This window comes from Anoxybacillus sp. UARK-01 (assembly GCF_002075365.1).
Lineage (GTDB): Bacteria > Bacillota > Bacilli > Bacillales > Anoxybacillaceae > Anoxybacteroides > Anoxybacteroides rupiense.
Map to the genome: position 1 here is coordinate 88,672 of NZ_NASY01000047.1, position 15,988 is coordinate 104,659.

Here is a 15,988-nt window from a genome sequence, read left to right on the forward strand (position 1 = left end):
AATGACGGAACGCGATATTTTACGAATGGCCATTCAAGCGGCTGATGAGAAAAAAGCTGAAAATATTATTGCTTTAAATATGAAAGGAATTTCTCTTGTCGCGGATTATTTTATGATCTGCCACGGGAACTCCGAAAAGCAGGTACAGGCGATTGCGCGGGAAATTAAAGAAAAAGCGGAAGAACATCAAATTCCAGTGAAACGCTTAGAAGGCTTTGATGAAGCTAAATGGGTGCTGGTGGATTTAGGCGATGTCGTTGCTCATGTGTTTCATAAAGAAGATCGCCTATACTACAATTTAGAACGGCTTTGGGGAGATGCTCCATTTGAGGACGTAGCGAGTGATTTGGCGCGATGACATATGAATCGTTTGCTTATTGGTATGATGAGTTAATGAAGGAAGCGCCATATGATAAATGGAAGGAATTTGTCAATAAAAAAGTTGAACAATATGGGCGCAAAGGCACAAAAAGGCTGCTTGATGTTGGATGTGGAACAGGAGAGTTGGCGGTTCGTCTAGCTCAATCTGGCTTTTCTGTGACCGGTGTAGATCAATCAGAAAACATGCTCGCCATTGCACAAACAAAAGCGGAGCAGCATCATGTGCATATCGAGTTTTTTGAGCAGGATATGAGGGATTTAAATGGATTTTCTCCTTTTGATGCCGTGCTGATTTTTTGCGATTCCCTTAATTATCTGCCAACAGAGCAGGATGTTCAGCAAACCTTCCGCCGTATCTATGAGCTTTTGCATAAAGATGGCTTGCTATTATTTGACGTTCATTCTATTTATAAAATGGATCATATTTTTCAAGATGCGGTTTTTGCAAGCAATGATGAATCGATCAGCTATATATGGCTGTGTAATGCCCTAGACACTCCTCATACAGTGGTTCATGAGCTTACGTTTTTTGTCCAAGAAGAGGATGGACGTTACGAACGATATGATGAAGATCATATTCAGCGGACATTCCCAGCGTTTCAATATGAGCAATGGTTGAAGGAAGCGGGCTTTACTGTAATGGAGATCAGTGCTGATTTTACGGATCGCCCTCTCCATGATGCGGCGGAACGGCTTTTCTTTGTTGCTAAAAAATAAGCTGTCCACGGTAGAGTGGACAGCTTTTTAGTTATGACGGCTGATATTCGCAGTGCTGTTGTCTCTATGGAAGGAGGCTGATTAGGTGAGAGAACAGTATCTCTGCTTGAAATAGGAGAATTGAGAAAGCAGTTTCATCCGGAAGCTTATGATTGTGAATGATGTATTATTTTATTTTGTTTAAATGGGATTAAGGTATGCTGACGTACAGGATACAGCGCTGGGTATCACGCTTTATGGACAAATTTTTTACTCAAGAATCGGTACGCTTGTCATGTTTCAGAAGGAATTTTTTGATCTTTGGCGAATTTTAATTTTGAAACTGCTGTTTAATTTTCTCAATCTCTTGATTGAATTTCGCATGTGTTCTTTCAAATACATGCTCAAACAATTCACCTAATTCCGCTTCAAGTACAGACAGCCCCTCTCCGGTAATTCCTCCTTTTACGTGTACTTTCTCCTGCAGAGTTGGAAGAGTGTACACATTCTTTTTTAGCAATTCTCCTAGCCCGATAATCATTTCGCTCGTTAAAATAGTCGCCATTTCTCTGGAAATATTCGTTTTCTCAACAGCGGCATGAATAAATCGCTGCAGTAAATAGCTGAAAAAGGCAGGACCACAGCTCGCAAGATCGGAAGCAATCCGCGTAATATCTTGTTCAATCACGCAAGGTGTAGAAATTTTTTGAAATAATTCCTTTATATATGTTTGATAATGAGACGAACAGCGATGCCCAAATGTAATAAGCGATGCTCCAGAGAGTGCGCGATTCGTAATGCTTGGAATGACCCGAACCACATGGCAAGGGACAATGGATTCGAGCTGCTGGACGGTAATAGGGCTAGTAATAGAAATGAGACAATGATCTTTTGTCCAATAAGGAGACAGCTGTTTTAAAAGGGGGTGAATATCTAATGGTTTGACACATAGTAATATCACGGTCGCACGTCTGATTACATCCTCTGGAGATGCTGCCACTTCGACCTCTGCGTGTTCCTTCTGGATGTCCAATGCTTTTTGAAGCGTGCGATTAGTCAGAATCAGCTCATTTGGGTTGACCGCTTTCGCTTCTAAAAAAGCCTCAATTAAAATTCTCCCCATATTTCCTGTGCCTATCACTCCGATTTTCACGGCTTCTCCCCCCTTCTCTGTTTATTTGGCCGATATCTGTCCTCTCAACGATATGTATGAACAAAGAGACGTTTTTATGCATCATTTTCGAAAGGGTGATGAACAATGAAATGGCTTGCGGCCAAAGAAAAAAAGCAGCGGTATATGCTCGCGCTGGCGGCTATGGCGATTGCTGCAGCATTTTTTTATCAGCAATCTCATCAAGAGAAGAGTGTTTCTCATGCACTTCCGCTGCCTTCTGAAGAACCGGAGCAAAAAGAACAAAAGGAACAAGATAGCAAGCAGCAGGATCAACCGGAAACCATTGTGGTTGACGTGAAAGGAGCGGTTGTCCATCCCGGGGTATATGAAATGCTGGAAAACGCGCGTGTAAATGATGTCATCGCTAGAGCGGGGGGATTGACAACAGAAGCAGACCAAACAAAAATCAATTTAGCTGCTAAAGCATATGACGAAATGATGATTTATGTACCTTCTAAAGGGGAAACGAGCATGCCGATATCCCCGCCTGAAGAGAAGGAGGAGAACAAGGTTGATATTAACCATGCTACTCAAGAGGAGATAGAGCAGCTAAAGGGAATCGGTCCGGCTAAAGCGGCCGCTATTATTGCTTATCGCGAGGAAAACGGTCCCTTTAAAAAAGCTGAAGATTTATTGAATGTATCAGGAATCGGTGAAAAATCTCTGGAAAGCTTAAAAGCACAAATTGTGATTCGCTAGCAAAATTGACGGTTTTTTCTTCACTCGCTAAACTAGTCTTATATGTTTATGGTTAGGGGAGAGTCAAGAAATGGAAAGGATTACTTGGGATGAGTATTTTATGGCGCAAAGCCATTTATTGGCATTGCGCAGCACATGCACACGCTTGGCGGTCGGAGCGACGATTGTGCGTGATAAACGAATTATTGCTGGAGGATATAATGGATCGATTGCTGGAGGGGCACATTGTATTGATGAAGGATGCTATGTGATTGATAATCATTGCGTCCGTACGATCCATGCAGAGATGAACGCCATTATTCAATGCGCCAAGTTTGGCGTGCCAACAGAAGGCGCTGAAATCTATGTGACGCATTTTCCTTGCCTTCATTGTTGCAAGGCGATTATTCAGAGCGGTATTCGTGCAGTCTATTATGCGACTGACTATAAAAATCATCCGTATGCACTTGAGCTTTTTCAGCAGGCAGACTTAATTGTAAAGCATGTTCCTTTTAATAAGGAGATCCTGTCTCTTTTATAAAAGCAACTGCGCTCTTCTGCCGTCTGATTTTTGCGGCGGCAGAAGGCAAGAAAAAGGAGATTTTGGATAATGAGAGGAAATGGTGTGTATGTAGCGATAGCAGCTATATGGGGAATCACAGCTGGCTATCAGCGATTATATGGGCTTCATTTCGTGATGGCGGTTTATTTGCTGTTTTTGCTAAGATATAAGCGTGATTTGTTTCCTGCATGTTTACTTGCGGCGGCCCTTTTTTATCTCTATATGATTTGGACAGAGACTCATAATCAAACCATTCTTTCGAAAAATAAAACCCATTTTTCGCTGCGCTTGATAGAGCCTCCTGTCATTGATGGCGATCAGCTGAAGGTAAAGGGAAGGACGAAGGAAAAGGAAAAGGTGCAGCTTTTGTATAAAATCAATCGTGAACGCGATAAAAAAGAGCTTTTCCAACTTCGCATGGGAATGGTTTGCCGATTTGAAGGAAGATTGGAAGCTCCTGAACCCGCACGGAATTTTTTCGCTTTTGATTATCGAAAGTATTTGCGCTCCCAACAAATTCATTGGATTGTAAAACCCTCTTCCTTTTCTGTCGCTGCTTGTAAACAGACACGGCTTCATCCTGTTGAAGTGCTTCGATCGATCAGAGAAAAAGGAATGGATGAAATTAATGAGCATTTTCCTCCTGCGGTGATTGGCATTGTGCAAGCGTTAATCTTTGGCGAACGAGAAGAAATGGATGAAGCTCTGCTTGAAGGGTATCAAAAGCTAGGGCTAGTGCATCTTTTGGCAATTTCTGGATCGCATGTCACTTTGCTTGTCAGCGGCTGCTTTTATCTATGCATTCGCTTTATAACAAGAGAAGCCGCCGCGTTGCTCCTCATTCTTCTTCTTCCTTTGTACATGATCCTGACAGGCGCTTCGCCATCCGTCGTCCGCGCTTCCGTTATGGCTATGATGTTATTATGGAGCCGTTATCGGAAGTTCAACATTCCTCTTTGTGATATCCTCAGCCTTACATGCATCGTGATGGTGCTGATTCAACCATACGATTTGTTCCAGCCGGGATTTCAACTATCCTTTATTGTTTCCTTCGCGCTTATTTTATCCATGGATTGGATTGAGCAATACCGTTCATTCATGATGCGGCTTTTTGCTGCAACGTTGGTTGCACAAATCAGCTCCCTTCCGTTTTTGTTATACCATTTTTTTGAGTTTTCGCTGTTAAGCATTCCGTTGAATATGATTTTTGTTCCGCTTTATTCGTTTATAATTTTGCCGCTCTCCATCATCGCTCTTGTTGCACATTATGTTGTGGAGCCGTTGAGCTTGCCTTTTATCTATCTCCTTGAACATGTACTTGATTTTGCTAATCGCTTTGTTCAGCTTTTCGCTTCTGATCGTTCGCTTGCATTTGTTTTAGGACGGCCGTCCATGCTGCTGCTTTTATGTTATGGAATGGCGATTGTATGGGCCTTTACGCAAATGGAGCAGAAAAAATATCGCGCTTTTGGGTATGTAGTGATAGTAATTGCCTTTCATGCCGCTTTTCCATATATGAACCGCTATGGTGAGGTCGTCTTTTTGGATGTGGGGCAAGGCGACTGTATTTATATTGAATTGCCATATAGAAAGGGAGTATATCTTATTGATACGGGAGGAACGGTTCTTTTACCAAAGCAGTCATGGCAAAAGCGGAGGAGCGAGTGGCGTGTAGGCGAAAAGCTAGTTGTACCGTTTTTAAAAGCCAAAGGAATTCGCCAATTGGATCAACTCATCATTACGCATGGAGATGCCGATCATATGGGAGCGGCACCTGAAGTGATAAGAAGCATACGGGTGAAGGAGCTGGTGATTGGCAACGAAAGCCGTGCGTATTCACCATGGCAGACTGCGCTTATGGCTGGTATGAAGGATCGAAAAATAAAGATTAGAAAAGTGGAAAAAGGAGATGATTGGAAGGTAGGAGAAGCATCATTTTATGTACTGAATCCACCAAGAACGGCTCTCCCTTCTAATGATAACGATCGTTCCGTTGTATTATACGCGAAATTGGGGGGATTATCATGGCTGTTTACAGGAGACTTGGAAGCTGAAGGAGAAGGACGGCTCATTCGTGATTTTCCTCACCTTCAGGTTGATGTATTAAAAATCGGGCATCATGGAAGTGCCACATCGACCTCCGAGCCCTTTCTAAAGATGATAAAACCTCAGATTGCCATTATTTCGGTTGGCAAGAACAACCGTTACCATCATCCGCATCATGATGTAATCGCTCGGCTTAAAAAGCATGGGGTTCGAATTTTGCGAACGGATGAGCATGGAGCGATTCGCTATCGCTATACGAAAAAAGCTGGAACCTTTACTTTTATGCTGCCATAATATAGTATCACCAGCATGAGCGGCACCTTTCGCTTTAGTCCAGTTTGGCCGCATTACAACGCCATGATAAGGTTATATGAATGATTGCAGATGAGATGGACTGCAAGCAGCAGCCAATGCGTTAGTGGATAACAGAACTCGACATTTTTTTGGCATGCCGCATACAAAAAAAGAGACTGCTCTAAAAAGCAATCTCTTTTCCATCATGAACCAAAAAATTTTACTAATGTGGCGATAATGAACATAGTAGCGAAGAAGCCGAACGAAACGATGAATCCGACGCCGGAATCAACTGCATCATTGCGTTTGCTTTGTACATTTTTTTCAAATTCGTTCATGATTTACCCCTCCTCGTGCAATCATTTTTAGTATACGTCAAAAGAAAAAAAAAATCTATACAACAATTGATCATTTCCTTTGCTGACAACAGTTGACACAAATAGTTTAAGGGGCACGGGATAATATAAAAATACCCGTTGATAAATAAGATCCTAGGACTTATTTATCAACGTTTATATAAATGGGAATCGGCTTACATCGTTTGCCGGTTCCCTTGTAAAAACCAAGAAAACAGTGTATCTTTTCATCATGGATGGTTTTAAAAAAGAATGGAGAAGAGAAATATGACTGTGAACTTTTTGGGAAAAATGACAAAGCAAACTCTGTCGCCTCTCTATTTATTATACGGAACGGAAACATTTTTATTAAATGAAGCATATGAACGAATTGTACGTACAGCTTTACGAGAAGAGGAGCAGGATTTTCATTTATCGGTGTATGATTGTGAAGAAACACCGATCGAAACAGCAATTGAGGAAGCGGAAACCCTGCCCTTTTTTGGGGAAAAGAAGGTTGTTGTGATCAAAAATCCGTATTTCCTCACTTCTGACAAGGGAAAGGAGAAAATAGAGCATAATTTAAAAAAGCTTGAGCAATACATAGCTTCTCCTTCTCCTTTTACGATTGTCGTTTTTCTTGGTTCATATGAAAAATTGGATGAAAGAAAAAAAATCACGAAGCAGTTAATGAATGAAGCGAAGGTTTTTGTCGCCTCCTCACTTAATGAAAAAGAATTGCGGCAATGGATGGAAGAACGGGCACATGCGAATGAAGTCGCCATTACAGAAGAAGCAAAGAAAACCTTACTGCAGCTGGCGGGGACGAACTTGATGTCGCTTGCTAATGAACTCGATAAGCTTTCACTGTTTGTTGGCCATCAAGGAACGATTGATGGTGAAACCGTGACGATGCTTGTTTCGCGGACACTTGAACAAAATGTTTTTGTATTGGTGGAAAAGGTCGTTCAACGCAAAGTGAGAGAAGCATTGCAAGTATTTGGTGATTTAATGGAACATAATGAAGAACCTATTAAAATTGTTGCGTTGCTAGCGGCCCAGTTTCGGCTTTTGTATCAAGTTAAATGGCTTAATGCCAAAGGATACGGCCAGCAGCATATTGCTTCGTCGCTAAAGGTCCATCCGTTTCGCGTTAAGCTGGCTATGGCACAATCGGGATTATTTTCGGAACAGGAATTGCTCGATATCATTCACGACTTGGCTGAAGCGGATTATCAAATGAAAACAGGGGTGCTTGATAAACGCTTGCTTATTGAATTGCTGCTAGTCAAATGGAGCAAAGCGAATGAGACAAATGAACAGTCTTTTGTCCGGTGAACTCCTCCCATCCCCACTTCGTTCAGAGATGGGGGTGTCAGCTTGGAGGATTTTTGGATGAGAATCATAAAAAACGGAAAGGCTTGTGCGCGTATTTTCTTAATTTCCAGCTAAAGACAATTTTATAAAAATCAAAAAAGAAAACGACCTCAAAAAGGTCGTTTATTTGTTGTTACGCTGTGATGCTGTTTAATTTTTTCGCTAGACGGGATTTTTGGCGGCTTGCTGCATTTTTATGAATTAATCCTTTGCTTGCCGCTTTGTCTAATTTTTTAGAAGCAAGGACAAATGCTTCTTGTGCTTTTTCCACTTCTTTTGCTTCTACAAGCGCTTCAAATTTTTTAATCGCTGTGCGCATGGCTGATTTCATCGCAGCGTTGTGAGCACGGCGTTTCTCGCTTGTTTTCGCACGCTTAATTGCTGATTTAATATTTGCCAATGTCTTTCACCTCCGTAATGCTGTCCATATACGTGATTCTTTTGTCATGTTGATCGATATAGACATATCAAGAACAAATGATATTCTATCAAACACATTTCAATTATGCAAGACTATTCAAGCAAAAATACTTTACTTATTAAAGAATGAAATAAGAAGAAAGCGGCGACAATAAATAAAAACGATCGTTTTTGAGAAGGAGGAGCATCGATGAATCAACCATTAGATCTTAGCGTGTATTCCGTGCGGACAGATTTGGCTGTTGAAGCTCACGAAATGGCCATTGAAGAGCGATTGCAGCAAAAAAAAGAGACTTCCTCTCCGATTGAAGGAGTCACGATTCATGATCGTGAAATAGACGGAATTAAGCTATCATATGTTGAAGTAACCGAGGAAGGAGCGCAGTCCATTGGCAAGAAGCCAGGAACCTATATCACGCTGGAGGCTCAAGGGATTCGGGAACAGGATACAGAACTGCAAAAAAAGGTAGAGGAAGTGTTTGCGAAAGAGTTCCATGCTTTTTTGCAGAAGCTGAATATTCCAAAAGAAGCAAGCTGTCTTGTTGTGGGGCTTGGAAATGATCATGTTACTCCAGATGCGCTCGGTCCGTTGGCGGTAGAGAATTTATTAATTACAAGGCATTTGTTTCAGCTTCAACCGGAAAGCGTGCAAGAAGGCTTTCGTCCTGTAAGCGCGCTTGCTCCCGGAGTAATGGGAACAACAGGAATTGAAACGAGCGACATTATTGACGGTGTCGTTGAAAAAACAAAACCGGATTTTATTGTTGTCATTGATGCACTAGCAGCTCGTTCAATTGAACGAGTAAATGCGACGATTCAAATTTCAGATGCTGGCATTCATCCCGGATCAGGAGTGGGAAATAAACGCAAGGAATTAAGTAAAGAAACTTTAGGGATTCCTGTCATCGCTATCGGTGTGCCGACGGTTGTCGATGCTGTGTCGATTACAAGCGATACCATTGACTTTCTTTTAAAGCATTTTGGCAAAGAAATGCGTGAAGGGAATCGTCCCTCTAGTGCTCTTGCTCCAGCTGGATGGATGTTTGGAAGAAGAAAAAAATTAACCGAAGAGGATCTGCCTACACAAGAACAGCGATCGACGTTTCTTGGCATGGTTGGAACCCTGAGCGATACAGAAAAAAGAACGCTTATTCATGAAGTGTTGGCCCCGCTCGGACATAATTTGATGGTGACGCCGAAAGAAGTCGATATGTTTATCGGGGACATGGCCCATTTGCTAGCGAGCGGCTTAAACGCAGCGCTGCATGGCCAGATTGATCAAGGAAATACAGGGATGTATACGCGCTAATCATAAAAAAGATGTTCTATCTTTTTAAGCTTGACCATACTGTTAAATTAGTAGACAAGCTTAGAAAGGGTGAGAACATGAAAAGGTTTCGCTCTCGGCAAATGGTCGTCACCATTCAAGGGACAAGCATTAAAAAAGTTGTGACTTTAGCCGTTTTAGGCTGGATGATGATGTTTACGGTTGTCGGGGTCATGACATCGTTAAAACCTGAATATCGAATTACCTCTTCTTCTGTTAATAGTGTGACAAATCATTTTCCTGAGGAAACGTTCATTCATTTATTTAGTTTTGAAAACCATTATTTTTTACAAAGCTTGCCGAAAGAGCGACAGAACATTAGTTATTCATCTATTTTGCTGCGTATGATTACGAGCATTAATCCAGATGATCCCCGCAGTCTGCTTGGCAGCGAATTGCCTGGTTTTGCTCTATATGATAGTAAGATTGTGGTGGCAGGAGAAGGAACGGACTATACAAACATGCCTTACGAATCGGCACCGCCGCTTGAAGTGATGCTGGCTGAACGCGAGGCATCCATCGAAAATTTAGAAAAAGCGGATCAAGATCAAGATAAACAGCCAGTGCCTCCGCCAACGAAAACGACTGGCGGACGGAAAGTCGTTTATATTTACAGCACCCATACGTATGAATCGTATTTGCCAGCGCTCAAAGGGGCAAACGATCCAGATCAGGCCTTTCATCGTACGGTCAATGTAACGAAAGTCGGACAAAAATTGCAGGAGGAACTTGAGAAACGAGGGATTGGAGCGGTGGAAAGCACCGTTGATGTTCAACAAAAATTATCAGAAAAAGGAATGGACTATGCGCAATCATATGACATGTCAAGACAGGTTGTTATGCAGGCGATGGGCCAAAACCGTGATTTACAATACTTGATTGATATTCACCGCGATGCCCAAAGACGAAAATTTACAACTGCGACTATTAACGGAGTTAGCTATGCGCGTGTTGCGTTCATTGTTGGCGGAGAAAATGCAAACTATGAAAAGAATTTACAACTAGCAACACAGCTTCATCAGCTTTTACAAAAAAAATATCCGGGATTAAGTCGGGGGGTCATCGAGAAGAAAGGAAGAGGAACAAATGGAAAATTCAACCAAGATTTATCAAATAATGCGTTACTCATAGAGTTTGGCGGGGTAGACAATACGTTTGATGAACTTTTCCGATCCGCAGCTGCTGTTGCCGATGTGTTTAGTGAGCATTATTGGCAGGCAGAAAAAGTGCAGGCTCCAGCCTCTGATCCGCCGCAAAAGCAGTAAGGAGGAAGCAAAATGGCAAAATTCACCCTTCAATTTTTGACGGCTGTTATCCTTCTTTTCTTTGGTGTCTTGCTTGGCATGCAGCAGGCGAATCAAGGGATGATCAAAATGAAGGGCTACAATGATCCGTCTTTTCAGACCGTGTTCCATGTTGCAAAAGATAAAAACGGCGAAATGGAAGCAATGGTTATGGGAAATAGAGTAAGTATCGAAAATATTAGTGAGAAGAAAGAGAAGCTTGAACAGATGAAAATGTTCAATCTGTTTTCGGAGCTTGGAAAGCATTTGGCGGAAGGAGTTCGTTCTGTTATTCAATCCCTTCTTTCTTTTGTAGGACAGCTGATCGAATAAAGTCGGGCACAGGCTCGACTTTTTTCTTATCCTTTTTAAAGGGTTCGGGCGTTGCCTAGCTTCAATTGCCGTCGGCTCGAATCGCTTCACTCCGCATTGTGACGGTGACAACCTTCTTGGAGGGCGCTTTGCGCTTTTCTTATTTCTCTCATTGAATCTTAACCGTTGTGTTGCTATAATCAAAGCTAGTGTAGTTTCGGGTAACAGTAGGAGTGAAAAAGATGAATCGTGAACAAAGACTGGAAAGAAGAGAAAAAATCCGCAACTTTTCTATTATCGCTCATATTGACCATGGAAAATCGACGCTTGCAGATCGCATCCTTGAAAAAACGGGGGCGCTTTCGCAGCGAGAAATGAAAGAGCAAATGCTAGATTCTATGGAGCTAGAGCGGGAGCGCGGCATTACGATTAAGTTGAATGCTGTTCAGTTAAAGTACAAAGCAAATAATGGAGAGGAATACATTTTTCATCTTATTGACACGCCAGGGCATGTCGATTTTACCTATGAAGTGTCGCGCAGTTTGGCGGCATGCGAGGGGGCTATTCTTGTTGTTGATGCGGCGCAAGGAATTGAAGCGCAAACGCTGGCAAATGTCTATTTGGCGCTGGATAATAATTTAGAGATTTTGCCGGTTATCAATAAAATCGATTTGCCAAGCGCTGAGCCTGAGCGCGTTCGCCAAGAAATTGAAGATGTAATTGGCTTGGATGCTTCTGAAGCCGTGCTTGCTTCCGCTAAGGCCGGCATCGGCATTGAAGAGATTTTGGAGCAAATCGTCGACAAAATTCCGGCGCCGGCTGGTGATCCTGATGCGCCATTAAAAGCGTTGATCTTCGATTCGCTGTATGATCCGTACCGCGGTGTAGTGGCCTATATTCGCATTGTGGAAGGAACGGTTAAGCCGGGACAAAAAATCAAGATGATGGCGACTGGAAAAGAGTTTGAGGTAGTTGAAGTAGGGGTGTTTACGCCAAAAGCGAAATTGGTTGATGAGCTAACCGTGGGCGATGTTGGCTTTTTGACCGCTTCCATTAAAAACGTAAGCGATACGCGTGTAGGTGATACCATTACAGATGCCAAAAATCCTGCGGCCGAACCGCTTCCGGGATATCGTCGCTTAAATCCGATGGTGTTTTGCGGAATGTATCCAATTGATACAGCCAAGTACAATGATTTGCGTGAGGCATTGGAAAAATTGCAGCTTAACGATGCCGCGCTACAATTTGAGCCCGAAACATCGCAGGCGCTCGGTTTTGGTTTTCGCTGCGGCTTTTTAGGGCTGCTACACATGGAGATTATTCAGGAACGCATTGAGCGCGAGTTTAATATCGATTTAATTACGACAGCGCCAAGCGTAGTGTATAAAGTATACTTGACCGATGGTGAGGAGGTTCAAGTGGATAATCCATCCAACATGCCAGATCCACAAAAAATTGACCGGGTGGAAGAACCTTACGTCAAAGCGACGGTCATGGTGCCAAACGATTTTGTTGGAGCGGTAATGGAACTATGTCAAAGCAAGCGCGGCATCTTTGTCGATATGCAATATATGGATGAAAAAAGGGTTATGCTTATTTATGAAATTCCGCTTTCAGAAATTGTCTATGATTTCTTTGATATTTTAAAGTCAAGCACGAAAGGATACGCATCGTTTGATTATGAGCTCATCGGCTATAAGCCTTCAAAGCTTGTGAAGATGGATATTTTATTAAATGGGGAGAAAGTCGATGCCCTTTCCTTTATCGTTCATCGCGACTCAGCCTATGAGCGCGGAAAAGTCATTGTTGAGAAACTGAAAGATTTGATTCCGCGCCAGCAGTTTGAAGTTCCTGTGCAAGCAGCGATCGGCAATAAAATTATTGCCCGCTCGACGATCAAAGCATTGCGGAAAAACGTGCTAGCTAAATGCTATGGCGGTGACGTATCGCGGAAACGCAAGCTTCTTGAAAAGCAAAAGGAAGGAAAGAAGCGAATGAAGCAGGTCGGATCTGTCGAAGTTCCACAAGAAGCGTTTATGGCTGTGCTCAAAATGGATGATAAAAAATAATGCCATACGAGGCTGTCTCATGATGAGATGGCCTTGTTTGTTATGAAAAAGGAGCGATGAACATTGATTCAAGCCGCTTATTTGCATATTCCGTTCTGTTCGCAAATTTGCTATTACTGTGATTTCAATAAAGTATTCTTTAAAGGACAGCCGGTGAACGAGTATTTGCAGGCGATAGAAACCGAAATGGAACAAACAGTGGTTCGATATCCTACACAAAAACTTGATACCATCTTTGTAGGTGGGGGGACGCCGACCGTGCTGGAAATGGATCAGCTTGACTTTTTTCTCAATGCCATTCATAAGCGCCTTCCTTTTACTGCGGGCGAAGTGGAATTTACCTTCGAGGCGAATCCGAACGAGTTGTCGCGGGAAAAACTGCAGCTGTTAAAAGACGCAGGAGTCAATCGCCTAAGCTTTGGCGTACAGACGTTTGATCATGAATTGTTAAAAAAAATTGGACGAACTCATCGGCGAGATGATGTGTTTCAAATCATCGGAATCGCTCAAGATATCGGCTTTGCAAACATTAGCGTTGATCTGATGTACGGTTTGCCGGGACAGACGCTTCCACAGCTGCGCGATTCTTTGAATATGGCGTTTGCACTCAACATTCAGCATATTTCTGCTTATTCGCTCATCGTTGAACCGAAAACGGTGTTTTACAATTTAATGAGAAAAGGAAAGCTATCTTTGCCAAGTCAAGAAGAAGAAGCAAATATGTACGAGGTCATTATGGAAGAAATGGAGAAGAGCGGCTATAAGCAGTACGAAATTAGCAATTATACCCGGCCGGGATTTGAAAGCCATCATAACCTTACGTATTGGAGTAATGAAGAATATTACGGATTTGGTGCAGGGGCGCACAGTTATGTAGCCGGCATGAGAAACGCGAATGCCGGACCGATCAAAAAATATATTGATTTAGTTGAAAAAACGGGAGAAGCGTATATTGAACGCCATGTGGTAACCGAGCAAGAGCAGAAAGAAGAAGAAATGTTTTTAGGTCTCCGCAAAATAGAAGGCATTTCCAAACAGCGGTTTATGGAAAAATTTCATTGTCCAGTCCATGAGGTATTCCATGAACCGATTGAGCAAGAAAAGCAGAAAGGGCTATTGGAGGAAACGGAAACTCATATTCGTCTTACTCACCAAGGAAAACTGCTTGGAAATGAAGTGTTTCAGGCATTTATTGGAGTAATCTAAAGTTGACAGATGTGCGGGGATTTGGTACTTTAATAATAGATTTAGCACTCAATATGTTTGAGTGCTAACAGAGGTGATGATCGTTGTTAACTGATCGCCAGTTATTGATTTTGCAAGTGATTATTGACGATTTTATTCGTTACGGCCAGCCTGTCGGTTCGCGGACGCTTTCGAAGAAGGAGAAAATTACCTTCAGTTCAGCAACGATCCGAAACGAAATGGCTGATTTGGAGGAATTGGGATACATTGAAAAAACGCATATTTCATCAGGCCGGGTACCGTCGGAAAAAGGCTATCGTTATTACGTCGATCATCTATTGTCACCACAGCATCTTACAACGGAGGATATGAGGAAGATTAGATCGATTTTTGCAGAACGAATTTATGAGCTAGAGAAACTCGTTCAAAAATCGGCGCAGATTTTATCGGATTTGACAAGCTATACATCTATCGTTCTCGGTCCGGCTGTGAAAGATAATAAGCTGAAAAGAATTCAAATCATTCCTTTAAATAAAGAAACGGCGGTAGCCATTTTTGTCACGGACAAAGGCCATGTAGAAAACCGCGTGATTACGATTCCGGCTTCCGTGAATGCTTCTGATTTAGAAAAAATGGTCAATATTTTGAATGAGCGATTGATTGGTTCTTCTATTATGGAATTGAAGGATAAGATTTATAAAGAGGTTGCCAACGTCTTGCGTGCCCACATTTATAATTATGACAGCATGTTAAAAACCATTGCGGATATGATTGAGCTGCCGCGGGAAGAAAAGCTGTTTTTAGCGGGAAGAGCTAATATGCTCAGCCAGCCAGAGTTCAATGATATTCAAAAAGTTCATTCTTTAATGAAAATCATTGAACAAGAAAAAGAGTTTTATCGACTGCTGCGTCGAAGCAGCAAAAAGGGAATTCAAGTGACAATTGGCCATGAGAACCAATTGAGCGGCATGGAAAATTGCAGCTTAATTACAGCGACCTACTCGATCGGAGAGGAGCAGCTGGGAACGATTGCAATTCTGGGGCCGACGAGAATGGAATATTCGCGTGTCATTACCATTTTGAATCAAGTGGCTTCTGACTTAACAAAGGCGTTGACAGATTGGTATCAAAATGGGTAGCATTGGTCATATTGGATAATGGATGGATGGTGTGAAGCACCCCATCCTTTCCTTGTGAATAACTTTTCGATTATACATATATTGGACTTATTTGTTCACTTAAGGGAGGTGAAGCCGATGGAAAACGAACAAAAAGAAATGCTTCAAACAGAAGAGGAAGTTACATATGAACAGCCGCAAGAAGAAGTGAATGAGTCATTGACAGAAGATCAATCAATTACTGATGACGAACAAGATCAACTGACAGCGGCAAACGAGCAAATCGCTGAACTTCAGCAAAAGCTGCAGGAATTAGAAAATCGTTATCTTCGCCTGCATGCAGATTTTGATAATTTCCGCCGCCGTACAAGACTTGAATTTGAGGCAGCGGAAAAATATCGCGCACAAAATTTAGTGACAGATCTTTTACCGGTGTTAGATAATTTCGAGCGCGCTTTAAAAATCCAGACAGAAGACGAAACAGCCAAATCCATTTTGCAAGGGATGGAAATGGTATATCGCTCTTTGATTGATGCATTGAAAAAAGAAGGCGTTGAAGTCATCGAATCAATTGGAAAACCGTTTGATCCTCATCTGCATCAAGCCGTGATGCAGGCAGAAGATAGCGGATATGAGCCAAACACGGTCGTTGAAGAATTTCAAAAAGGATATAAATTAAAAGATCGTGTCATTCGTCCAGCAATGGTGAAAGTGAGTCAATAATGTCATAG

The 15,988-nt window shown here is 42.2% G+C and carries 16 protein-coding genes; 13 read left to right on the top strand and 3 right to left on the bottom strand.

The features are described from left to right. Position 1 precedes the first annotated feature (1 nt). Positions 2-358: a ribosome silencing factor gene (gene rsfS, locus B6A27_RS12555; RefSeq protein WP_044744590.1), complete on the top strand. Its 357-nt coding sequence runs from the start codon at positions 2-4 to the stop codon at positions 356-358. Continuing rightward, complete coding sequence (locus tag B6A27_RS12560; RefSeq protein ID WP_066145969.1) at positions 355-1,098, top strand: class I SAM-dependent DNA methyltransferase; 744 nt, start codon at positions 355-357, stop codon at positions 1,096-1,098. Before rsfS ends, B6A27_RS12560 begins: the two co-directional genes overlap by 4 nt. 310 nt (positions 1,099-1,408) lie before the next feature. Here B6A27_RS12560 and comER read toward each other — a convergent pair whose 3' ends face one another. Continuing rightward, a complete protein-coding gene (gene comER, locus B6A27_RS12565) occupies positions 1,409-2,230 on the bottom strand; it encodes a late competence protein ComER (RefSeq protein WP_066145965.1) in 822 nt (273 codons plus the stop codon). Between the two features lie 105 nt (positions 2,231-2,335). Between comER and B6A27_RS12570 the strand changes: the two genes are divergently transcribed. The 3 genes from B6A27_RS12570 (at position 2,336) to B6A27_RS12580 (ending at position 5,831) form a co-directional block, all read left to right on the top strand. Further along, positions 2,336-2,950: a helix-hairpin-helix domain-containing protein gene (locus tag B6A27_RS12570; RefSeq protein ID WP_066145962.1), complete on the top strand. Its 615-nt coding sequence runs from the start codon at positions 2,336-2,338 to the stop codon at positions 2,948-2,950. A gap of 70 nt (positions 2,951-3,020) precedes the next feature. Further along, entirely contained in the window at positions 3,021-3,470 is a 450-nt protein-coding gene (locus B6A27_RS12575; RefSeq protein ID WP_066145960.1) for a ComE operon protein 2, read from the top strand. 69 nt (positions 3,471-3,539) lie between these two features. Continuing rightward, a complete protein-coding gene (locus B6A27_RS12580) occupies positions 3,540-5,831 on the top strand; it encodes a DNA internalization-related competence protein ComEC/Rec2 (protein WP_080862279.1) in 2,292 nt (763 codons plus the stop codon). 203 nt (positions 5,832-6,034) lie between these two features. Here B6A27_RS12580 and B6A27_RS12585 read toward each other — a convergent pair whose 3' ends face one another. Beyond that, positions 6,035-6,169 (bottom strand): YqzM family protein, encoded by a 135-nt coding sequence (locus tag B6A27_RS12585; protein WP_044744584.1) that lies wholly within the window; start codon positions 6,167-6,169, stop codon positions 6,035-6,037. Positions 6,170-6,454: 285 nt separating this feature from the next. Between B6A27_RS12585 and holA the strand changes: the two genes are divergently transcribed. Next, positions 6,455-7,504 (top strand): DNA polymerase III subunit delta, encoded by a 1,050-nt coding sequence (holA, locus tag B6A27_RS12590; RefSeq protein ID WP_080862280.1) that lies wholly within the window; start codon positions 6,455-6,457, stop codon positions 7,502-7,504. A gap of 172 nt (positions 7,505-7,676) precedes the next feature. Here holA and rpsT read toward each other — a convergent pair whose 3' ends face one another. Further along, positions 7,677-7,943 (bottom strand): 30S ribosomal protein S20, encoded by a 267-nt coding sequence (rpsT, locus tag B6A27_RS12595; RefSeq protein ID WP_044744582.1) that lies wholly within the window; start codon positions 7,941-7,943, stop codon positions 7,677-7,679. 210 nt (positions 7,944-8,153) lie between these two features. Between rpsT and gpr the strand changes: the two genes are divergently transcribed. The 7 genes from gpr (at position 8,154) to grpE (ending at position 15,980) form a co-directional block, all read left to right on the top strand. Further along, positions 8,154-9,272, top strand: a complete 1,119-nt coding sequence (gene gpr / locus B6A27_RS12600) for a GPR endopeptidase (protein ID WP_080862281.1) — start codon at positions 8,154-8,156, stop codon at positions 9,270-9,272. Positions 9,273-9,349: 77 nt separating this feature from the next. Beyond that, the gene (gene spoIIP / locus B6A27_RS12605; protein WP_066145950.1) at positions 9,350-10,555 is read left to right on the top strand and encodes a stage II sporulation protein P; all 1,206 of its coding nucleotides are present in this window, start codon (positions 9,350-9,352) and stop codon (positions 10,553-10,555) included. Positions 10,556-10,567: 12 nt separating this feature from the next. Beyond that, complete coding sequence (locus tag B6A27_RS12610) at positions 10,568-10,906, top strand: YqxA family protein (protein ID WP_066145947.1); 339 nt, start codon at positions 10,568-10,570, stop codon at positions 10,904-10,906. 221 nt (positions 10,907-11,127) lie between these two features. Continuing rightward, the gene (gene lepA, locus B6A27_RS12615) at positions 11,128-12,954 is read left to right on the top strand and encodes a translation elongation factor 4 (protein WP_044744578.1); all 1,827 of its coding nucleotides are present in this window, start codon (positions 11,128-11,130) and stop codon (positions 12,952-12,954) included. A gap of 63 nt (positions 12,955-13,017) precedes the next feature. After that, a complete protein-coding gene (gene hemW / locus B6A27_RS12620; protein WP_080862282.1) occupies positions 13,018-14,160 on the top strand; it encodes a radical SAM family heme chaperone HemW in 1,143 nt (380 codons plus the stop codon). A gap of 83 nt (positions 14,161-14,243) precedes the next feature. Continuing rightward, positions 14,244-15,278, top strand: a complete 1,035-nt coding sequence (hrcA, locus tag B6A27_RS12625) for a heat-inducible transcriptional repressor HrcA (RefSeq protein WP_066145942.1) — start codon at positions 14,244-14,246, stop codon at positions 15,276-15,278. 117 nt (positions 15,279-15,395) lie between these two features. Further along, positions 15,396-15,980 carry a nucleotide exchange factor GrpE gene (gene grpE, locus B6A27_RS12630; RefSeq protein ID WP_080862283.1) on the top strand — a complete coding sequence of 195 codons (585 nt, stop codon included), beginning with the start codon at positions 15,396-15,398 and terminating at the stop codon, positions 15,978-15,980. Positions 15,981-15,988 lie beyond the last annotated feature (8 nt).